Source organism: Paraburkholderia phenazinium (genome assembly GCF_900142845.1).
In the GTDB taxonomy this organism is placed as follows: domain Bacteria; phylum Pseudomonadota; class Gammaproteobacteria; order Burkholderiales; family Burkholderiaceae; genus Paraburkholderia; species Paraburkholderia phenazinium_A.
Genome location: NZ_FSRU01000001.1, coordinates 1,077,632 through 1,098,221 on the forward strand (window position 1 = coordinate 1,077,632; position 20,590 = coordinate 1,098,221).

Sequence of the window (20,590 nt, forward strand, 5' to 3'; positions counted from 1 at the left end):
GACCTACCGGGTGGATGTCGTTTTTCCCTGGTAGCGCGACCCCTCGGCGCTTCTCCATGCGCCTCTCCCTCTCCTTGCTTGCCTCGCTTTCGGGTCCGCTACGGCGTGCCTGTTGCATCTTGACGTCTTCTACTCGTTCCATTCTTCGACCTGGCCCGCAATTTGCGTTGTAGAGGGCAGCCGCGACACGCTCGCTCATCGTCCAGGGAGGCCGCATGAACCAAGACCAGATCAAAGGCGTGGCCCTAAAGGCCAAAGGCAAGCTGAATGAAGCAGTCGGCAAGGCAACCGGCAATAGATCGCAAGAGCTTAAAGGCGGTTTGCAGCAGGCTGCCGGCGGAATCCGTCAAACCTTCGGCAAGGCCAAGGCGCGGATCAGGAAATCGCTCGGCTGACTCGTTGTCCGAGGCTCGTGACCGAGACTCGGGCGGCGCTGCCGGCAACCGTTGCATCGACTGATCGCTGCATCACTCTCTCTTCTACATAAAACAAGGAATCAATCATGCGTCGCCGACAATTCATTCTTTCGGGCAGTGCTGCTCTCGCCGCCAGCGGTTTCGCGCTGGCCGGCTGCACGACGACTCCGCCGTCCTCCGATACGGGCGCATCGCAAGATGCAGGCAAGCGTCAGACTATCAATGCGGGGGTCGACTCGACACTCTCCCGTCTCTATGACACCGTCCATGGCTCGCACGAACTCGTCGCCAAGGCGCAGGGCGTGCTGGTGTTCCCCTCGGTCATCTCGGCCGGCTTCTGGGTGGGCGGCCAGTACGGCCAGGGTGCGCTGCGCGTAGCAGGACACACCTCGGGGTACTACAGCATTGCAGCCGGATCGTTCGGTCTGCAGATCGGTGCGCAATCCAAGGCGATTGTGTTCCTGTTCATGACGCAGGACGCGCTCAACAAATTCCGCGAAAGTCAGGGCTGGGCGGCGGGTGGCGATGCAACCGTGGCTGTGCTGAAGGTGGGCGCGAACGGCGATATCGATACTTCGACCGCGACGAGCCCGGTGCAGGCCTTCGTCATGACCAACGAAGGGCTGATGGCCGGCGTCTCGCTGGAAGGCTCGAAGATTTCGCGGCTGGTGATCTGACCTCGGCTTAAACAGCCGGGTAGTGTAAGAGCGGCAAGACGGTCACGCGGTGACCGTCTTGCCGTTTGTGCAAGGTGCGCGGACGTTCAATGCCGGACGTTCAACGCAACACCGGCGACAACGCCCGCGAGCCGGCCGGGTTTTATGCCACCCCTTGAGCGTATGCCCCATGCCAGCCGCCGAGCAGGCGGTTGACGGTTTCCCGCGCGTCGCGAATAGCTTGCGAGAGGGCGTCTTCGGCTTCGCTTGCCGGACGCGATCCGGCGTCAGTGTGCTCGTAGCGGGCGGTGTAGCGCTCGCCGAGTTGCCGCGTGATCTGACGACGAACCCGCAGGCTGCGACCGTCATCCGCGACGGCCTCGACCTCGATCTGAAACCCGCGGTACGTCTCGCTGTGCGCTTGCGCCATGGCAATCGTGCCTCTGCGTTCGGTGGAATGAACCAGCGTCAACATCGGCTCAAGCCGCCACGGCGCTCAGCGGACGTTTCAGCAAACCCACCGCCAGCGCAGTGACGACGGTGCCCACCGCGATCGCGACCACATACATGCCGAGATGCGTGACGGCATTCGGAATCGGCAATACGAAAATGCCGCCGTGGGGCACCTTCAGTTCGACGCCGGCCGCCATCGAAATGGCGCCGGTGATGGCGGAGCCGACCACACAGGCCGGAATGATCCGCATCGGGTCGCGGGCCGCGAACGGAATCGCGCCTTCGGTGATGAACGCCATGCCGAGTACGGCCGCCGCATTGCCGGCTTCGCGTTCGTCCAGCACGAAGCGGTTGCGGAAGACCCAGGTGGCGAGGGCGATACCGAGCGGCGGCGTCATGCCGGCGGCCATCGCGGCTGCCATCGGCGTGTACACCTGGCTTGCGATCAGCCCAGTGCTGAATGCGTACGCTGCTTTGTTGACCGGACCGCCCATGTCGAACGCCATCATTGCGCCGAGCAGAAGGCCGAGCGTCACGGCGCTGCCGGTTTGCATCGAGCGCAGCCAGTTTTCCAGGCCGTGCAGTGCGGTGGCGACCGGTGTGCCGACCACGTAGATCATCAACAGCCCGACCACCAGCGTCGAAACCAGCGGAATGATCAGTACCGGCTTGAGTCCTTCGAGGTTGCGGTGCAGCTTCAGCTTGCGACTGATCAGGAGTGCGGTATATCCGGCGAGGAAGCCCGAGATGATGCCGCCGAGAAAGCCCGCGCCCAGGCTCGCAGCGAGCATGCCGCCCACCATGCCGGGCGTGATGCCGGGCCGGTCGGCGATCGAATAGGCGATATAGCCGGACAACACCGGCACGATCAGCGCGAAGGCCGATTTCGCGCCGATCTGGAACAGCGCCCACGCGAGGGTGCCTTTGTGCGCATCGTCGAACGCGTAAATGCCGCCCAGCGCAAACGAGATGGCAATCAGCAAGCCGCCTGCAACCACGAACGGCAGCATGAAGGACACGCCCGTCATCAGATGCCGGTACGGGCCGGAGCTTTTGGCCGAGCGTTGCTTCTTGGCGGCGGCGACCTGATCGGCCAGTGCCGCGCCTGCAACGGCCGGCTGATTCGCCGCATTGGACGCGCCGCTCACGCCGCCTTCGAGCGCCGCATCGGCGATGGCCCGTTCGATCAGTGCGGCGCCTTTGCCGATAGCGCCTTTGGTGCCGGTTTCATAGAGCCGTTTACCGCGAAAGCGGCTTTTGTCGACTTGCGTATCCGCGGCGATGACCACGAGGTCGGCGGCGGCGATCTGTTCGTCCGTCAGCGTGTTTTGCGCGCCGACGGAGCCCTGCGTTTCGACATGAATCTCATGGCCGAGCGATTTGGCGCCTTGGGCAAGGCCTTCGGCGGCCATGAACGTGTGGGCGATGCCGGTCGGACACGATGTGATCGCAACGATTTTCAGCATGCGCGGGGCGGTGGCTGCCGCGGCTTGCGTCGACGCGGAAGCTGCGCTCGCCGTGCTAGAGGAACTCGCGCTCGCCACGCGTGCCAGCACGGCATCCGCTTCGCGGATCGCATCGTCGAGCGACACGCGATGAATCGTCTTGCCCGCGAACGCGCTCTCGTCGATCCGCTCGCCGGCGTCTGCTGCAATCAACACGCTGTGCGCGGAAGCGATCTGCGCGGCGGTGAGCGGATCCTGCACGCCGAGCGCGCTGCGTGTTTCGACGGCCAGGGTGGCGCCGCGTTTTTGCGCGGCACGGTTGAGCGCTTGTGCGGCGACTGCCGGCGCTGCGCTTTGTTTGGGTGACGACACCAGTCCAATCAGCTTGTCCATGGTTCTCTCAGGTTTGCGCGGCGTGTTGTTGGGTGGCGTGCCGCGTGTTTGCGGCGACGCTGAAGGTGGCGACCTGAACCTGCGCGGCAAGCGCGTCGAGGCTTGGGCGATCGGGCAGATGAGGACCGACGCGCGCCAGCTTGCCTGCGGCAAAGGCGGTGGCGCGCCGGCCGAGTTCCGGCCATGGGCGTGCTTCGACGAGACTCGCTATCAACCCTGCCACGAGCGCATCGCCCGCGCCGACGGTGCTGGCGACCGGCACGCGTAACGGCGCGGCGTGCCAGCCTTCATACGCAGGCGCGGCGTCTGGGGCAGCGGCGTTGGAGGCACGCGTGACGCCCAGCGCTCCGCGCTCGCCGAGCGACACCACGACGTGCGCAATGCCGCGTTCGACCAGTCCGCAGGCCGCATGGACCAGCGCGTCTTCGTCGACGAACGACAGACCCAGCGCGACTTCCAGTTCGGCCCGGTTCGGCTTGATCAGGTCCGGCAATTCGGCGGCGTCGGTTGCGGCGAGCGCATCGGCGAGCGGCGCGCCGCTGGTATCGAGTGCGACGCGCGCGCCCACGGCATGCAAAACCCGCGTGACGCTACGATAAAACGACACGTCGACGCCCGGCGGCAAGCTGCCCGCCAGCACGAACCAGCGGCCCGGCACGGCCAGCTCGACGATGCGCTGCTGCAGGGCCGCGACATCCTCGGCGCTTGGCAACGAGGTCGCGAGATTGATGTCGGTCGTCTCATGGCGCGCGGTGTCGACGAGTTTCACATTGATACGCGGCCGTCCGGCGATGCGCACGAAGCGGTCCACAATCCGCTTCTCTGCAAACATCGCCTCGAACGCCGCGGAATCGTCGCAGCCGAGCAGACCCGTGGCGATGGTTTCGATGCCGTAGTCCGCGAGGCAGCCGGCGACGTTCACGCCCTTGCCACCCGCATTGAATTCGAGCGACGCCGCGAGGTTGACTTCGCCGAGCACGAGATTCTCGACGCACACGGTCTGATCGAGCGCCGGATTGGGCGTAACGGTTACGACGGTATTCATGCGGCGGCCTTGATTTCGGCGTTGTCCAGCGCGCGCACGGCATCGACGTCTTCGCAATCGAGCGCGCGTCGCGCGAGCGCCTGCAGCGCATCGAGACGCGAGCCGCGCAGCCGTGTCTTCACGGCGGGAATATCGCGCGAGCTCATCGACAATTCGTCGACGCCGAGGCCTGCGAGGATCGACGCACCCAGCGGATCGCCCGCGAGGCCGCCGCATACGCCGACCCACTTGCGATGCTTGCGGGCGCCATCGACGGTCTGCTTGATCATCCGCAGCACGGCCGGGTGCAGGCTCTCCGCCATGCGCGCCAGCTCGGGATGCTCGCGGTCCACCGCCAGCACGTATTGCGTCAGGTCGTTGGTGCCGATCGAGAAGAAATCGACCAGCGCCGCGAAGTGATCGGCAAACGCGGCGGCCGATGGCGTTTCGACCATGATGCCGAGCGGTACCTTGGGCGCGTCGAGTTCGGCGCGTACGGTTTCCGCGAGGGCGATGGCCTGGCGCGCTTCGTCGAGCGTCGAGACCATCGGGAACATGATCCACAGCGGGCCTTCTTTCGCCGCGCGATACAACGCGCGCAATTGCGGCACGAACAGGTCGGGGCGGCGCAGGCACAGACGCACGCCGCGTACGCCGAGGAACGGATTCGATTCGTGCGGCAGGTTCAGATACGGCACCTGCTTGTCGCCGCCAATGTCGAGCGTGCGGATGATCAACTGGCGCCCGCCGCTGGCTTCGATCATGCGCCGGTAGGTGTCGTATTGTTCATCCTCGCTCGGCGCGTCGTGACGTTCGAGAAACAGGAACTCGGTGCGCATCAACCCAACGCCGTCCGCGCCGTTGGCGAGCGCGTCGCGCACCTGCTCCGGACGGGTGATGTTGGCGCCGATCTCGAGGACGTGGCCGTCGAGCGTCACGGCCGGCAGCGCGCGATTGGCGGCGGCACGTTCGGCCTGCTCAAGCAGGTGCAGTTGCGTTTGACGGGCACGTTCGCGGTCCTGCGCCGACACGCCGACATAGAGGCGCCCCGAGGTGCCGTCGAGCACCGCTTCGCTGCCGTCGGCAATCTTCAGCAACGACGCGCCGCACGCCACCGCGGCGGGCACGCCGAGCGTGCGCGCGAGGATCGCGGTATGCGAGGTCGGGCCGCCGGACACCGTACAAAAGCCGAGTGTCACGGCCGGGTCGAGCATCGCGGTGTCGGAGGGCGTCAGGTCTTCGGCGATCAGAATCGCGGGCGTGTCGAGACGCATAGGTGTGGCGACGTTTTCGCCGAGGTGTTTCAGCACGCGCCGCGCGACGTCGCGCAAATCGGTGGCGCGCGCGGCGAGCAGCGGATCGGGCAAGGCGGCGAGGCGCGCCGCCTGTTGCTCGGCGGCCTGATGCCACGCCCAGGCCACGCCGTGACCATCCAGCAGCAGACGTGCCGCGTGCTCCAGCAATGCGCTGTCGTTCAGCAACTCACGATGCGCGGCGAAGATTTCGCCCTCGGCTGCACCGAGGCGAGCGGCCGTGTCGCGGGTCAGGGCTTCCAGTTCGTTAGCGGTGCTATGGAGTGCGGCATCGAGCTGATGGGTGGCGTCGACGGTATTGCCGGGGCGGTCCTCGATCTCCAGTTGCGCGGCCCGCAGCACGCGCACGGTGCCAATCGAAAAACCGGGACCGGCGCTGACACCTTCGAATACGTCGGCGGGATCCAGCGGCGTCCACAACACCGGTTGCGCCTTCTGACGGCGAGCACGGGCCGCGGCGGCGCGCTCGTGTTCCTCGGCCGAGAGCGCCTCGATGGTCCGCTTCAAGGCCACGAGTGCATCGCCGGCATCGACGCCTTGCGCGGACAGCACGAGCTGCGCATTCGCGCTCGCACCCAGTTGCAGCAGGCTGACGAGGTTCTTCGGATCGGCGGCGGTGTCGCCGTGACGCACCCGCAAGGCCGCCTGATAGCGTTTCGCGGTGGCGACCCATGCGCTCGCAGGCCGCGCGTGCAGACCGTGCGGATAGTCCAGCACGAGTTCGACGCGCTGTTCGAAGTCGGCCGGGGTGCTGTCGACGACGCTCGGACCTGTATGGGCAACCGCACCGTTCAGGGCGTCGACGAGAATCTGCGGATCGCGCGCTTCGACCAGCGTGCGCAATTGTTGCGGATCGCCGATCAGGCGCGTCAGACGCTGCAGCAGCGTGATGTGCTCATCGGACTGCGCGGCGATCGCCACCACCAGGTGAGCCCGTTCGCCGTCGTGCCATTCGACGCCCTCGGGCAATTGCAGCACCGCTACGCCCGTGCGGCGGATCAGGTGGCGGTCTTCCTGCAAGCCATGCGGAATGGCGACGCCGTTGCCGAGATAAGTGTTCGAGACCTGCTCGCGACCCTGCAGGCTCTCGAGATAGCCGGGCTCGATGAAACCCGCTGCAGCCAGCAACTCGCTGGCCTGGACGATCGCGTCCTGTTTCGAGGCGGCACGGGCGTTGAGTCGGACCAACTCTGCGGTAAGCAGCGACGGCATCGCGTCTCCTGGATAGGATCGTTAAAGTGAGCGTATTGGAATCGATACCACATTGAGAGTCAAGCGCTCCCGTGGTCTGCGGAAATTCGCTGAGATTCGCGCAAAGCCAGCTAGAATGGTCGGAGAAGGCCGTGTGCCAAGTGTTCGGCGCTGGGCGGCCGCCGGACGGGTGCAGAGAGAATCCAGGGAAAATACCGATCAGCTTAAGGAATCGATACCACTTTCATGAATCTACGAATCAAGGATGTTGCGGAAGCGGCAGGGGTGTCGGTCACCACGGTTTCGCGCGTGCTGTCGAATAACGGCCCGGTGCGCGACACGGTCCGGCAACGCGTGCTGAGTGCGATCGAGCAGTTGGGCTACCGGCCCAATGCCGCCGCGCGCCGTTTGCGCTCGGGCGACACCGCGACCATTGGCCTGATCGTCTCGGACGTGCGCAATCCCTTCTTTACGGAGGTCAGCCGCGCCGTGGAGGACGCCGCGTATCAGCAGGGCCTGCGCGTGATCCTGTGCAACACGGACGAGAACCCCGAGAAAGAAGCGATGTACCTGCGGCTGATGGAAGAGGAGCGCGTGACCGGCGTGATCTATTCGCCGACGCATGACGCCGCGCAGCGTTTCAAGGCGCAGCACTACGATTTCCCGGTGGTGATGATCGACCGGCCGGGGCCGGCGGGCAGCGCGGATGCGGTGGTGCTGGATAACCGCGATGCGTCGGCGCGTCTGGTCGAGCATCTGGTGGAGCAGGGCTACCGGCGCATTGCCGGCCTGTTCGGCAATGCCAGCACGACTGGCCGCGAACGTCACGAAGGTTTGATGGATGCGCTGCGCCGTCATGGTCTGCCGGCGCAGGCCGAGTTTGTCGATCCGAATCCCGACAGCGCCTTCGTGCATGTCGGTGTGTGGCTGGCCGGCGAGCGCGAAACGCGTCCCGATGCGATTGTCGCGAGCAATGGCTTGCTGCTGCTCGGCGCGTATCGCGCCATGCACGCGTGGCGTGCGCGCAGCGCCACGTCGACCGATGACGTGGCGCTGGCCGGTTTCGACAACGATGCGTGGACCGACCTCGTGTCGCCGGGCGTCACGGTGATTGCACAGCCCGTGTACGAGATCGGCAAGAACGCCATGCAGTTGCTGACCCAGCGGCTGGCCGATCCGTCCATGTCGACCCGCACGCTGGTATTGCCGGGCGAACTGGTGATCCGCGGTTCGACCGAGCGGCGGGTGCTGCCCGTAGGCGACTAGTTACTGCACCGTCGGAGGGAGCGGCGGCTCTGGCAGGTGTCAGCGCGCCGATCGAGAGCAGGCTGCCGAACATGAGCGCGGCGGCCAGACACTTTTTGAGCAGGGTACTCATAATATGGGTCCTCGTAGGGACGTGGGTCAGAACGGGGTGAAGGATGCGCGGAGCGGTCAATCCGCTGTATCGGTCAAAAAATGACCGGGGCCGGGTGACGGCGCGTGCATCTTCGCTTTGCGGCGGCGTCCCACGAGGTGCCGTGACGTCTCGTCACAATGAGCGGCGCTGGTCGGCGCCGTCGAAGCGGCGAACCTCCGGACAGAACTCAAACAGGTCGACATCTATGGCAGACGCTTCAACCATCCGTGCACTCGACGCCGTCAAGGCGCTGGCGTTCATCGGCGACCTCAGCATGGGCCAGCCGACGGATCATTCGCTGCGCACCAGTTGGCTGGCCGCGCGGCTCGCTGCCGAGGCCGGCCACGACGACGCGCAATGCTGCGTCGTGCAGGAGGTGTCGCTATTGCGCTGGTCGGGCTGCACGGCGAACGCGGCGGGTTTTTCGGAGTGGCTCGGCGACGATATCGGCGGCCGCGAAGCGATGCTCGCCATGCGGCCCGGCTGGGGCGGCGAGGCTGACGTCGAAGGACGCATGGAGGCGACGATCCAGCCGCTCGCGCAGATTCACTGCGAGGTGTCGGGGGAAATCGCCCGCATGCTCGGTCTTGAGGAGATGACGCAGACGGCGTTGCGCCACATCTTCGAAGCCTGGGACGGCGGCGGCTTTCCCGAACGGCTCGATGGCGCACGGGTGCCGCAAGCGGTGTTTCTGGTCGCGCTCGCGAGCGACCTGGAGATTCTCAGCCGTGTCTACGGGCTGGAGGGCGCGCAAACATTGATTGCGCAAAAGGCCGGCCGCCAATACCCGGCGGCGCTGTCGCGGATAGCCTGTGAACGCGCGGCTGGCTGGCTCGCCGAACTCGACCAGCAAAGCGCCGCAAACCGCGACGCGACGCTCGATGCGCTGCCCATGCAGCAATCCACCGCGCCTGAAATCGTCGCTGACGTGATCGATCTGAAACTACCGTGGATGGCCGGTTACTCGCGGCGCGTGGCCGAAGCCGCGGCGGGCTGCGGGACACGCCTCGGCTTCGACGCGGAGCTGCGTCAACGGACCTATCTGGCCGGCCTGATTCACGGCATGGGACGTATGGCGGTGTCGAATGCGATCTGGAACACGCCGGGACGCCTGTCGCCCGCTGCGTGGGAGAAGGTGCGGCTGGTGCCGTATTGGACCGCGCGCGCCGGCAAGCAGATCGGGGCGCTCGCGCGGGAAACGGAGATTGCCTCGCAGGCCTACGAACGGCTCGACGGCTCCGGTTATTTTCGCGGCGCGGCGGGTGGTGCGATCGGAGCGGAAGCGCGCGTGCTGGCTGCGGCGGCGTGCTGGGTGGCGCTGCGCTCGCCGCGTCCGTGGCGCGCCGCGCTCTCCACCGACGAGGCTGCTGCCGTGCTCGGCGAAGAAGTGCGCGCGGTACGCCTCGACGCCGGCTCGGTGGATGCTTTGTTGTCCTTCGAGACAGACGGTCACGAGCCGGCGGCCGATCGAAACCGGCCGGCCGCGGCCCGTGCCTCGCTGCTCTCGCCGCGCGAAGCGGAAGTGCTCAAGCACATCAGCCTCGGCGCGAGCAACAAGGAAGTGGCCCGCACCCTGCAGATGAGTCCGAGCACGGTACGCACGCATGTGGAAAGCGTGTTCCGCAAGCTCGAATGCTCAACCCGGGCCGCCGCTACCTTGAAGGCGTCGACGCTCGGGTTGATCTGAGCTTGCGTTGCGCGATTTATAGCGGCGCGCCCTTGTTCTTGCCGTCTTCCGGGAAGTCCGCGCCGACGGTCGTGGCTTCCCAGGTGTCGAAATCCTTGCGCAGGAAATCGAGCTTCTTGCGGGCCAGTTCGAGCGCGGTCTTGCCGAGCAGCAGCCGCAACGGCGGCGTGTCCGAGAGCGCGGCGTCGATGATCGCCTGCGCGGCGCGCACCGGATCGCCCGCCTGGTTGCCGCTGCGCGCCGCGGTCTGCTTGCGGCGCTCGCCGGCGGTGGCGGCGTAATCGTCGATCTGCGTGGCGGACTGCTTGATCGACGGCCCCGCCCAGTTGGTGCGGAACGGTCCCGGCTCGACGATCAGCACGTCGATGCCGAGCGGCTTCACTTCGGTCGCGAGCGATTCCGAAATGCCTTCCACCGCGTACTTGGTGCCGTGGTAATAGCCGGTGGCCGCAAAGCTGGTGAGGCCGCCAATCGACGACACGTTGACGATCAAGCCGCTGCGTTGCTTGCGCATCACCGGCAGCACGGCCTTGGTCATGTCGACCAGGCCGAACACATTGGCCTCGAACATCTCGCGCACGGCCGCGTCTTCGCCTTCCTCGATGGCGGCCAGATAGCCGTAGCCCGCGTTATTGACCAGTACGTCGATGCGGCCGAAACGCTCCTTGGTCGCGGCGACGGCGGCGTCGATCTGCCCGCGATCGGTGACATCGAGCGGCAGGACGAGCGCCTGGCCGGCGTGACCTTCGGCGATGTCCGCGACTTTCGATGCATCGCGCGCCGTGACCACCGCGCGCCAGCCGCGTGCCAGCACCAGTTTCGCCAGTTCGCGGCCGAAGCCCGTTGAACAGCCCGTGATCAGCCAGACGGGGTTGTCTCGATTCATCATTTGGGAAACTCCTGTTCGTTTTGCAAAAGCAAAGGGAGTGAATGTGCCTCACGGCATGGTGAGCCGCGACGGACACAGGTGACGGGGGCGAAAAACATGCCTGACCGACCTCCGCTCCGCACCGGCTGCATGCGTGGTGCGTGGAGGCGTCGTTGCTGCCTTGTGCCGCAGGCGCGCCGGGTCGCTGTGCTTGCGTACGGTACGTACGCGAAGGGCGCCTGGAGGACGACAAGATAGCCAGACTATTGTCGCTGATCTGGCGATTCGGCGTGAGAACGCTGCCATGCGTCGTGGATTGCCGCACAGGGCGCGTTGGCCGGGGAGGGCGTGCGGTATTCGGCTCGGCGAGCTTTGATCGATAGACGCAGCGCGTGGCGGCTGCAGGGACGAACGGGCGACCGCTGGGTTGGTGCCGCTCGCGCCCAGGCGGGCGGAGAAGCGTCAGGCCGTCAGTGCAACACCAGCATGATGGTCGAAGCCACAACGATGATGAAGAGGCAGGCCGCGGTCAAAACGTCATACGGATAGGTCATTTTGGGTAACCCTGAACGTAGTGAATTGATGACCCAATCATAATCTCAAAATAGCGCGGTTGACTGTCAACGATTGCAAAATATTGGCATTGTGTGGCGTTTGTAGGCCTTCAAATTTCGTGCTTCACATTCCCGCGGAGCATGTGATCTGCACCGAAATGTCGTTTGAGGCCGGGCGGCGATTTCGCTTCAATGGAGAGACGGACAGTTGGGCCAGACGCGGCGATCGTGCTCGCGCCTGTGCGACTGGCCGTTTATCTGGAGCGTCCATGTCTACTTTTGCTGAACCGTCCTTGGGATTCTCTTCGTCCTCTCCGCCCTCTCCGCTCTTGCATCCTCGCGGCACGCCCGTCCGCTCGTCCACGCCCGGCGATCGCCAGGCGGTCGTCGCAGGTCTGAGCTATCTCGCGCCCACCGCGCAAAGACCGGTCAGCTATGCCTACGATCCGCCCGCCGGCGAGCCGCGCGAAAACTGCGCCTATGTCTCGCACGCCATGCCGATCACCGACGCGCGCAGCCTGGCCGGAGGCGCCTCGATCCATCGCGAAGGCTTCGAACTATGGGACGCGCCGAGCGCCGTCAAAGACTTCTTCGACGAGGAGGCCGTGCGCTCGACCTACTACGCCGAAGCGGCCGAGCTCGCCCTCGTGGCGACCGGCGCGCAGCGGGCCTACGTATTCGATCATCTGGTGCGGCGGCGTGAACCGCGGCGCGCGGCGCTCACCTTCGGGCGGCGTGGCGAGGATGGGGTGGCGGCCGCCAACGGCCGCATCCATAACGACTACACGGAGGCCTCAGGACGCAGCCGCCTCGCTCGTGTCCTGACCGATCCCGCGCTGGCTGCGCAGGTGCGGCGCTACAGTATCGTCAACGTGTGGCGCTCGATCAAAGGTCCGGTGCTGGACACGCCGCTCGCCGTCTGCGATGCACGCACCGTGCTGGCGGCTGATCTGGTGAGCAGCGACGTGCGCTACCCGCGCCGCACCGGGGAAATCTACGTCGCGCTGCATTCGCCGTTGCACCGCTGGTCGTATTTCTCCGCGATGGATCGCCACGAGGCGCTGGTCTTCAAGCAGTTCGACGCGCAGATGAGCGGCGTGGCGCGCTATACGCTGCACGCGGCTTTCGATCATCCGCAGGCACCCGCCGATGCACCGCCGAGGGAAAGCATCGAATTGCGCTGCCTGGTTGTGTACGAATGAGTGTGTACGAATGAAGGAGTAAGTCCGATGACCACCGCATTGTTTGACACAAGCTCGCCGGCGATCGATTTCTGGTTCGACTTCGGCAGCAACTACAGCTACCTGAGCGTGATGCGGATCGAGGCGCAAGCCGCGCGGCATCACGTGAAGATTCGCTGGCAGCCGTTCCTGCTCGGTCCGGTGTTTCAGGCACTCGGCTTCGAGACGTCGCCGTTCGTACTGCAGAAGGAGAAGGGCGAGTACGTGTGGCAAGACATGGCGCGGCAGTGCGGCAAATATGCGCTGCCGTGGCGCAGGCCGTCGGCGTTTCCGCGTCGCGCGTTGCTGCCTCTGCGAGTGGCGATGCTGGGAGCCGACGAGCCCTGGATCGGCGCGTTTTGCCGCGGCATCATGCGCTTGAACTTCGCGCAGGATCGCGAGATCGACTCGCCCGAGGCCGTGAGCGAGGTGCTCATGCAACAGGGACTGCCGGCGCAAAGCATCATCGCCGACGCGCTCGCCGATGCCAACAAACTGGCATTGCGCGAGCAGACCGAACGGGCGCGAGCGAAGGGTGTCTTCGGCGCGCCGACCTTCTTCGTGGGCGCGGAGATGTTCTGGGGCAATGACCGGCTGGACGATGCGCTGGCCTGTGCGGCAGGGCTGCCGCTTGCGGGCAATTGAGCGTTCGCCGTGACGCGGACGGGGCCGCCGCTCCGCCGCGTCGACGCCTCACCGTCTTAAACGCTGCGCCTGCGCCTCCGACTCGATCCATGCCGCGACCTGACGCACAGCGTCGCGCGAGTGGTCGTCGCCGTGGAGCAGCCAGTACGCGTGGGAGGTTTCACTTGCCGCCAGCGCGGGCGCGAGCTGGATCAACTGCTGTGTATCGAGCAGCGGCTGGATCAGTTCGAGTCGCCCGAGCGCAATGCCGTGGCCGGCAAGCGTCGCCTGGATCACCTGGTCGTACTGGTTGAAATGCAGGACCCCTTGCGGCTTCACCTGCTGCAGACCGTGCGCGGCCAGCCAGTCGGGCCACTGCAGCCACTGATGCCGCTCATCGTCGAACTCCAGCAGCGTGTGCTGCGCGATGGCGCGCTCCGAGCGCAAGGTCTTGATGCCGAGCGACGGATGCGCCACCGGCGCGATCGATTCGCCGAACAACTGGATTGCGCCGGCGGGCGCGAGCGAGGGCGAGGTGTAGCGAATCGCCAGATCGATGCCGTCGCGGCGCAGGTCGACGAGGCCGTTGTTGGCGCTGACCCGCACATCCACGCCCGGATGGCGCTGCTGAAAGCGGCTGAGGCGCGGCAGCAGCCAAAGCCCCGTGAAGCCGATGCTGGCGCTTAACGTCACCGGGCGCGGCACGCCCGTCGTGCTGATTTCGCCGATGACATCCTGCATCTGTTGCACCGCACCGTCCGCGCTGCGAAAGAGCCGCTCGCCCTCGGCGGTGAAGCTGATGGCGCGATGGCCGCGCACCAGCAGCTTGGCGCCGATCTGTTCTTCGAGCGCATGGATTTGCCGGCTGACCGCGGACTGGGTGATGCACAGGTCTTGCGCGGCGAGGGTGATGCTCATGCGCCGTCCCACCGCGACAAAGCCGCGAATCAGTTCCAGCGAGGGCAAGCGGACGAGCGGTATTGACATTCGCATGGCGCATGTGAGGCTTCGATTGGACCATTGGAGCATACGCGCCGGGGTCGCGCAATCGGATGCGGAGTGTGTCGCCTGGCGGAGGCATTCGCCCGAAGCGCGAATTCAGGCTCGGGACTGACAAGACACGCCGCGACCGCACCGCGAAGCGCATCGGCAATCAGGCCAGTCATACTGACAGCACGCTGGCAGTAGCCCCTCCCTAGAATCATCCTCAAGCTCACATTCGAGCCTTTCCCATCAAGGGTTGCGGAGATTCAGCCATGAAGAAGACTTATCAGGGCAGTTGCTATTGCGGCAAAGTACGTTTCGAAGCGGATATCGACGTGAATGTTGGACGTCGACGGTGCAATTGCTGGATCTGCGCGAGGCAGCGCGCCTGGGAGACGCTGGTGAAGCCGGAGGATTTTCGCCTGCTGGCCGGCGAATCCGAACTGGGCGACTATCAGTTCGGCGCCGGCAACGGCCACCACCTGTTCTGCCGCAACTGCGGGGCTGCCAGCTTCGGACGCGGCGTGGTGGATGCAACGGGCGTCGAGTACGTATCGATTGCCGCGGGGTGCTTCGACAATGCCAATCCCGTTCTGACGCAGGGACTTCGTGCGCACGCGCGACTGGAGGCTGCGCGATGATGAGCCTCTACTTTGCGCCCTTGGCGTGTTCGCTTGCCACCCGTATTGCCTTGTACGAAGCGGGCGCGCATGTGACATATATCCAGGTCGACACCCGCACGAAGCGCTTGCGCGACGGCTCCGATTTCTATCCGGTCAGCCCGCTTGGGCAGGTGCCGGTGCTGCGTACCGAGGAGGGCTGGCTGCTGAGCGAGAACGCGGCGATTCTGCCCTACGTGGCGGATCGCTTCCCGGCCGCGCAACTGGCGCCGGCCGCCGGCACCTTGCAGCGCGCCAGATTGCAGCAATGGCTGGGTTTTATCGGCACGGAATTGCACAAGGCGGTGTTCATTCCGCTGCTCGATTCTCACGCACCGGACGAGGTCAAACGCTATGCACGCGAGAAGGTTGCGCTGCGGATGGAGATACTGCAGAAGCAGCTTGCTGAGACCGACTATTTGCTCGATGGTTTTAGCGTAGCCGATGCCTATCTGTTCGCCGTGCTTAACTGGTCGCCCTACACCGGTGTGGATCTGGCGGCATGGCCGGCAGTTGGCGCTCACTACAAACGGCTACTGGTGCGCGCCAGCGTCGCGGAGGCGTTGTCCGAGGAGATGGCGATTCATCAGCAGGAGGTGACGCGGCAGGCGGCGCGCTAGCGCTCGTGCTGGCTGTGCGGGTGGTGCACTGTTTGCACGCGCCCTGGACTGAGATGAGGACTGCCTGGCGGTGGCGTGGTCGATTCCACGCCGCCGCTATGCCAAAGCGGTAATCGTCAACTGTCGGATTGCTGGCAGAAGCGGCGTCCCGGAATATGCGACACCACCGCCTGAGCGATTTCGAGCGGCGTGCTTTCGGCGGGCACCACGCGGCGGCATGAGTCGGGCGTGTGCTTCATGGTCCATTCGACCAGCCGGTAAGAGCGTCCCCATGGCGGCTGCAAGGGGTCCGAGACTGTGCAGGATTGAATCTGGCGCACCCAATCGTGGCCGGGCATGGCCCGCAGATGTTCGAATACCGTATCTTCAACCATGGTGTGTTGTTTCCCTCGCAGGAATGCGCTGCATCTCGCGATGCGCCGGCAGCATCCCCAGGATAAAAAAACGCCGCCGATACTCAGGCGGCTCAACAGGGGATGTTGAGTGTCATAGTTGCAGGGGAAAATTAAGCCAGACTTAAGACCACGCACAAAGAGCTGCGATTTGCGCTTTGTCGCTCGCGCGCTTGTATCCGTTTGCGCCCATTTGTATCCGATTGTTTCCGTTTCTGCCGTTTGGTGCTCCTACGCGGTGTGACCCTCAAGACCGCGTAAAAATGGCCGTTATTAGAGCCGTTGGGGTTGCCGATCCCGCCTCGCCCTCGGGCTGCCTTCTCTATATCGTGACCAATCTCGCCCAAACGCCACTCTCCGACCGCCTGCGCGCGCTTGTCGATACCGTGCAGCACAACGAGCGCACGTTGCGCCGCTTCCAGGATGTGGAGTTACGCCTGATCGGTGCGCAGGATTTCGCTTCGTTTCTCGATACGCTGTTTGTCCACTTGCCGCAGGAATTCGCGCTTGCGAGCGTGAGCGTCTGGCTCGACGACCGCGCGCCGATGTTGCGCGATCTGCTCGAACCGGCCGCCCTGCGCGCGCTCGACCAGCATCGCCTGAAAACCAGCCGCGAGGGTGGGCTGGCGGCTTCACGCCTATGCGAGACGGGTCGGCCCTGGCTTGGGCGCGTCGGCGAGATGGACGCGGTCTCGTGTGCGACGTTTTTCGACGATGCCGCCATGCCGGCCAGTGCGATCGTGTTGCCGCTGGCGGCGGGCAGGAAGGTCTCCGGCTATCTTTGTCTCGGCAGCCAGGATTCGGCGCGCTTCGGCGTCGGTATGGCGACCGATATTCTCGAACGCTTCGCCAGCATCGTCACGGCCAGTCTCGACAATGTCGCTCACCGCGAGCGGCTGAAGCAACTCGGCATGACCGATTCGCTCACCGGACTTTCCAATCGCCGCTATTTCGATGAACGGCTGCGCGAGGAAATCCAGCGGGCAGCGCGTTATTCGGTGCCGGTGGCGTGCCTCTTTATCGATGTCGATTGTTTCAAGCGGATCAACGATACCTACGGCCATTTAACCGGCGACCGCGCGCTCGCAGCGGTGGCCGCCTGTGTGCGCCAGCAGGTGCGGCTCGGCGACACGCTCGCGCGCTACGGCGGCGAGGAATTTGCCGCGCTGCTACAAGGGGACCGCTCCGACGCGCTGATTGCCGCCGAGCGCGTGCGCCATGCAGTCGAACGGCTCGATCTGCAGGACGACAACGGCGAGCGGATTGCGTTGACGGTCTCGATCGGCGTGGCGGCACGCACGATTGTGGGCGGTGGGCATGATGCGGCCGCGCAGGGCCAGTCGCTGATCGAAGCCGCGGATCGCGCGATGTATCAGGCGAAGAACAAGGGCCGTAACCGGGTTGAAGTGCTCGGCGACGATGTGCGCGAAGGCGGCGATAAGGCATGATGCGCACGGGCGTCCTGCAGGCGCTCTGAAGACTGTGGCCCCTGGTATCCCCCCAGGGGGTATCAACCGCTAGCCCAATCATGACATGTTGACACAACCTATCCCCCTGGATAGGATGCGTCTCATGGACAAAAACACACTCCACCAATCGCATCCCGACATCGTGCTTCGCCTGAAGCGTGCCGAGGGCCATTTGCGCAGCACGATCGCGATGATCGAGGCCGGTCGAAATTGCGTCGAAGTCGCGCAGCAGCTTCACGCCATCGAGAAGGCCATCACCAACGCGAAGAAGGCGCTTATCCACGACCACGTGGATCACTGCCTTGACGCGCAGTCGAGTTCGGACGTCGAGTCAGCCAAAGCAGCGCTCGCCGAATTCAAGGAAATCAGCAAGTACCTTTAGGACCGTCTCATGAGTCTCCTTTCTTTCCAGCACCTGGACACCAGTTCAGCGGTGCTGCTGGTCGGTGCTGTCCTCGTTGTCGGCATCCTGCATACCATCGTCCCGGACCACTGGGTTCCCATCACGCTGATTGCGCGCCAGCGCGGCTGGACCCGAGGGCAAACCGCACGCGCCGCGCTTCAGGCCGGGACCGGGCACGTCGTCACCACGCTGATCCTTGCGGCCATCGTATGGCTGGCGGGTGTAGCCGTCGCAGCGAAGTTCGGTCACTGGATCGATACGATTTCGAGCATCGCGCTAGTCGCGTTCGGGCTGTGGATCGGCATTTCTTCGTGGCGCGAACTGCGCTCGGGCGATGGACATGGGCATAGCCACGGTCCGCACGGACATAGTCACGACTTCTCGCATCTGGCGGGAGGCAAGGGCGCTGCCGATTCGATTCACGGCTCCGAATTGCAGCGGATGTACGGGGAACATGGCGTGCTCGAGCTGTCCATCTACGAGTTCGGGCAAGCCCCGCGCTTCCGCTTGACTGCAACCCGGCCGCAGACGGTGGAGACATTGACGGTCGAAACCCGCCGGGAAGACGGTGGCCGCCAGACCTTTGCGTTCGAGCGACGCGGCGCGTATTGGGAATCGGTGGAGGAGATCCCCGAACCCCATGGCTTCGACGTCAATCTCACGGTCAGCCACGAAGGCCACGCCCATGCGTATCAAACCGCTTTTGCCGAGCATGAGCATCATCACCAACACGACGACCACGACCACCACGCACACGGGGCCGCTAGAAAAACCTCGTCGCGGACCGCCTTGCTGTTGATTCTCGGCTCGTCGCCGATGGTCGAAGGCATCCCGGCCTTCTTCGCGGCCGGCAAGTACGGGCTGAGCCTTATCCTGATCATGGCAATCGTCTTTGCGGCGAGCACGATCCTGACCTACGTGCTGCTCTGCGTGTATTCGACAGCCAGTCTGCAGCGCGTGAAGTTCGGTGCGCTCGAACGTTACGGCGAGGTGCTCAGCGGCGCGTTCATTGCGCTGGTCGGATTGACGTTCTGGGTGTTTCCCGTTTTGTGATCCCGGCAACGGCCGGGATGCCAAAAGCGCGGCGCGTCACACGCCGCGCCTCCGTTAAACCGCTACGCATCGATTCGAATGAGAGAGGGGGTGACCTGCTTATCGGCGCGCGGGGACCTTAACTTGAGTCCGATGTTTTGCTGGGCGTGTTTGGCGGTGGGCGATGCAATACACTACGTCGCATGCGGCAGACGCGCAGACCGCGGCCGATGCCATCGTACGAAACGCCAGGGGGAAATCCATGACGGATCCGGCTCACGACACGTCCGACTTTCGCCGGCAGCGCACTACCGGCATAGCCGGCATCGCGGCTGCTTCGCTGTTTGCAGCGGCGCTGTGGTTGGGCATCGACTATTCGATGTCGCCGCTGCCGGGCATGGACAGCCTCGGCGCCCGCATGCTGCTGACGCTGAAATGCTGCTGCGTTGCTGTGCTGTTCTGCCTGGTGACGGGCGTCGAAGCCGTGGCGCATGAGCGCTTGACCTCGCCCGCATTCGATCCGCTGGTGGGCTTCGAGACACGCCGGTTGCGCGTCAATCAAAGGTACCTGCAGAACACGGTCGAGCAGATCATCGTGTTTGCGGCGGCGCTGTTCGGCCTTGCCGCCTATTCCCCCGACGGCTCGGCCATGCGTGCGGTCGTAGCGACGACCGTGCTCTGGATCGTCGCCCGGGCCGCGTTCTGGCTCGGCTATCAACGCAGCGCGGCAATGCGTGGACTCGGAGCGCCAGGCATGGCGGTCAGCATGTTCGTGCTGCTGTATGTGACGAGCCGGTTCGGAGGCGAGATTGCGGGGACGGTGGGAGCGATTGTGCCGCTTGCCGTTTTCTTCGCGATCGAAGCGGTGTTGTTTTGGGGAACGCGCCCAGTGAAAAAGGATTGATTCGATAAGGCCGGCTTGCGTGGCCGCTCACCAGGGAACGACTCTTCCCAGGTAGTCCAGATAATGCAATCCGCAGCGCCCTTCGTAAGCCTCGATCGTGCTCAGCAGGTTCGGGATGCTTTCCTCGATACTCAGACGCGCCCCAGGACCGCCCATGTCCGTTCTGACCCAGCCAGGCGCCATCAGGAGCAAGGTTTTCGGGTCGTCTTGATGGCGCGCCGCAAAGCTGCGCATGAGCATGTTGAGCGCCGCCTTGCTGGCCCGGTAGACCTCGTAGTTGCCGTTCGTGTTGTTGGTGAGGCTGCCCTGTCCGGACGACATGACGCCGATGGTTCCGGTCGGCCGCACGAGGTGCTGAAACGCCTCGACTATCCTCATCGGACTCAACGCGTTCGTCACCATGACGCGCACGAATTCCTCGGTCGAGACATCGGCGATCGTTTCCCCATCGTCGTTCTTGACGCCGGCATTCACGAACAGCACATCCAGTTGCCGATCTTTAAGACGACTGAGCAATGCGGCGATCTGGCCGGCGAGCGTGATGTCGACGGCTTCGACTTCCAGCGCACCCTCGGCGCTTGCCGAGAGTTGGCGCAGCTTTTCTGTTGAGCTTTCTCGCCCGGTGGCAATCACGCGCCAGCCGCGCTTGAGGTATTCCTCGATCATGGCGAATCCGAGGCCACGCGATGCGCCGATGAGAAGGACGGTTTTCTGCGGAGAATGGTCTTGCATGGATAACTCCCTGTGAGCGAGACCCGCCGGAGCGCGACGTTGAGGCGCCACGCGCGGGTTGATGAGTCGGTACAGGGAATATATCGACGTGAGCGGCATGGCGGAAGACGCAGCAGTTGCACTTATAACCTGCATCGAACGCCATGTCTGGA

At 64.7% G+C, this 20,590-nt stretch carries 20 protein-coding genes; 12 read left to right on the forward strand and 8 right to left on the reverse strand.

Translation table 11 applies throughout. The features are described 5' to 3' along the window. Positions 1-215 precede the first annotated feature (215 nt). A complete protein-coding gene (locus BUS12_RS04645; RefSeq protein ID WP_074294458.1) occupies positions 216-395 on the forward strand; it encodes a CsbD family protein in 180 nt (59 codons plus the stop codon). A 107-nt stretch (positions 396-502) separates the two neighbouring features. After that, positions 503-1,093, forward strand: a complete 591-nt coding sequence (locus BUS12_RS04650) for a BPSL1445 family SYLF domain-containing lipoprotein (RefSeq protein ID WP_074294459.1) — start codon at positions 503-505, stop codon at positions 1,091-1,093. Between the two features lie 142 nt (positions 1,094-1,235). Here the strand turns inward: BUS12_RS04650 and BUS12_RS04655 are convergent, their stop codons facing one another. From BUS12_RS04655 to ptsP, 4 genes are read right to left on the reverse strand one after another with little or no spacing between them, the layout of a single operon-like run. After that, entirely contained in the window at positions 1,236-1,547 is a 312-nt protein-coding gene (locus tag BUS12_RS04655; RefSeq protein ID WP_253190005.1) for a DNA-binding protein, read from the reverse strand. Positions 1,548-1,551: 4 nt separating this feature from the next. Continuing rightward, entirely contained in the window at positions 1,552-3,363 is a 1,812-nt protein-coding gene (locus BUS12_RS04660) for a PTS fructose-like transporter subunit IIB (RefSeq protein ID WP_074294460.1), read from the reverse strand. Positions 3,364-3,370: 7 nt separating this feature from the next. Then, positions 3,371-4,408 (reverse strand): 1-phosphofructokinase family hexose kinase, encoded by a 1,038-nt coding sequence (locus tag BUS12_RS04665; RefSeq protein WP_074294461.1) that lies wholly within the window; start codon positions 4,406-4,408, stop codon positions 3,371-3,373. Beyond that, positions 4,405-6,912 carry a phosphoenolpyruvate--protein phosphotransferase gene (gene ptsP / locus BUS12_RS04670; protein ID WP_074294462.1) on the reverse strand — a complete coding sequence of 836 codons (2,508 nt, stop codon included), beginning with the start codon at positions 6,910-6,912 and terminating at the stop codon, positions 4,405-4,407. Before ptsP ends, BUS12_RS04665 begins: the two co-directional genes overlap by 4 nt. Before the next feature lie 225 nt (positions 6,913-7,137). Between ptsP and BUS12_RS04675 the strand changes: the two genes are divergently transcribed. Together BUS12_RS04675 and BUS12_RS04680 are read left to right on the forward strand one after the other, a co-directional pair. After that, positions 7,138-8,157: a LacI family DNA-binding transcriptional regulator gene (locus BUS12_RS04675; RefSeq protein ID WP_074294463.1), complete on the forward strand. Its 1,020-nt coding sequence runs from the start codon at positions 7,138-7,140 to the stop codon at positions 8,155-8,157. A 338-nt stretch (positions 8,158-8,495) separates the two neighbouring features. Then, positions 8,496-9,977 carry an HD domain-containing phosphohydrolase gene (locus BUS12_RS04680; protein ID WP_074294464.1) on the forward strand — a complete coding sequence of 494 codons (1,482 nt, stop codon included), beginning with the start codon at positions 8,496-8,498 and terminating at the stop codon, positions 9,975-9,977. 16 nt (positions 9,978-9,993) lie between these two features. Here BUS12_RS04680 and BUS12_RS04685 read toward each other — a convergent pair whose 3' ends face one another. Then, positions 9,994-10,866 (reverse strand): oxidoreductase, encoded by an 873-nt coding sequence (locus BUS12_RS04685; RefSeq protein ID WP_074294465.1) that lies wholly within the window; start codon positions 10,864-10,866, stop codon positions 9,994-9,996. A gap of 802 nt (positions 10,867-11,668) precedes the next feature. Here BUS12_RS04685 and BUS12_RS04690 point away from each other — a divergent pair. Together BUS12_RS04690 and BUS12_RS04695 are read left to right on the forward strand one after the other, a co-directional pair. Next, positions 11,669-12,601, forward strand: a complete 933-nt coding sequence (locus BUS12_RS04690) for a CmcJ/NvfI family oxidoreductase (RefSeq protein WP_253190006.1) — start codon at positions 11,669-11,671, stop codon at positions 12,599-12,601. Positions 12,602-12,628: 27 nt separating this feature from the next. Further along, on the forward strand, positions 12,629-13,264 hold the full coding sequence (locus BUS12_RS04695; RefSeq protein ID WP_074294467.1) for a 2-hydroxychromene-2-carboxylate isomerase: 636 nt from the start codon (positions 12,629-12,631) through the stop codon (positions 13,262-13,264). 48 nt (positions 13,265-13,312) lie between these two features. On the opposite strand, the gene BUS12_RS04700 is transcribed toward BUS12_RS04695, so the two are convergent. Next, positions 13,313-14,230, reverse strand: a complete 918-nt coding sequence (locus BUS12_RS04700) for a LysR substrate-binding domain-containing protein (RefSeq protein ID WP_074294468.1) — start codon at positions 14,228-14,230, stop codon at positions 13,313-13,315. Between the two features lie 269 nt (positions 14,231-14,499). Between BUS12_RS04700 and BUS12_RS04705 the strand changes: the two genes are divergently transcribed. After that, positions 14,500-14,868, forward strand: a complete 369-nt coding sequence (locus BUS12_RS04705) for a GFA family protein (protein ID WP_074294469.1) — start codon at positions 14,500-14,502, stop codon at positions 14,866-14,868. Next, positions 14,865-15,506, forward strand: coding sequence for a glutathione binding-like protein (locus tag BUS12_RS04710; RefSeq protein WP_253190007.1), 642 nt, complete (start codon positions 14,865-14,867; stop codon positions 15,504-15,506). Before BUS12_RS04705 ends, BUS12_RS04710 begins: the two co-directional genes overlap by 4 nt. Before the next feature lie 116 nt (positions 15,507-15,622). Here BUS12_RS04710 and BUS12_RS04715 read toward each other — a convergent pair whose 3' ends face one another. After that, positions 15,623-15,880, reverse strand: a complete 258-nt coding sequence (locus BUS12_RS04715) for a DUF2866 domain-containing protein (RefSeq protein ID WP_074294470.1) — start codon at positions 15,878-15,880, stop codon at positions 15,623-15,625. 347 nt (positions 15,881-16,227) lie between these two features. Between BUS12_RS04715 and BUS12_RS04720 the strand changes: the two genes are divergently transcribed. The 4 genes from BUS12_RS04720 to BUS12_RS04735 all read left to right on the forward strand — a co-directional run bounded on the left by BUS12_RS04720 (position 16,228) and on the right by BUS12_RS04735 (position 19,706). After that, positions 16,228-17,346 (forward strand): GGDEF domain-containing protein, encoded by a 1,119-nt coding sequence (locus BUS12_RS04720; protein ID WP_074297092.1) that lies wholly within the window; start codon positions 16,228-16,230, stop codon positions 17,344-17,346. Positions 17,347-17,470: 124 nt separating this feature from the next. Continuing rightward, entirely contained in the window at positions 17,471-17,749 is a 279-nt protein-coding gene (locus BUS12_RS04725; protein ID WP_074294471.1) for a metal-sensing transcriptional repressor, read from the forward strand. Between the two features lie 9 nt (positions 17,750-17,758). After that, the gene (locus tag BUS12_RS04730; protein ID WP_074294472.1) at positions 17,759-18,823 is read left to right on the forward strand and encodes a hypothetical protein; all 1,065 of its coding nucleotides are present in this window, start codon (positions 17,759-17,761) and stop codon (positions 18,821-18,823) included. A gap of 241 nt (positions 18,824-19,064) precedes the next feature. Further along, positions 19,065-19,706, forward strand: coding sequence for an MAPEG family protein (locus BUS12_RS04735; protein ID WP_171991592.1), 642 nt, complete (start codon positions 19,065-19,067; stop codon positions 19,704-19,706). A 27-nt stretch (positions 19,707-19,733) separates the two neighbouring features. On the opposite strand, the gene BUS12_RS04740 is transcribed toward BUS12_RS04735, so the two are convergent. Further along, positions 19,734-20,438, reverse strand: a complete 705-nt coding sequence (locus BUS12_RS04740; RefSeq protein ID WP_074294474.1) for an SDR family NAD(P)-dependent oxidoreductase — start codon at positions 20,436-20,438, stop codon at positions 19,734-19,736. Positions 20,439-20,590 lie beyond the last annotated feature (152 nt).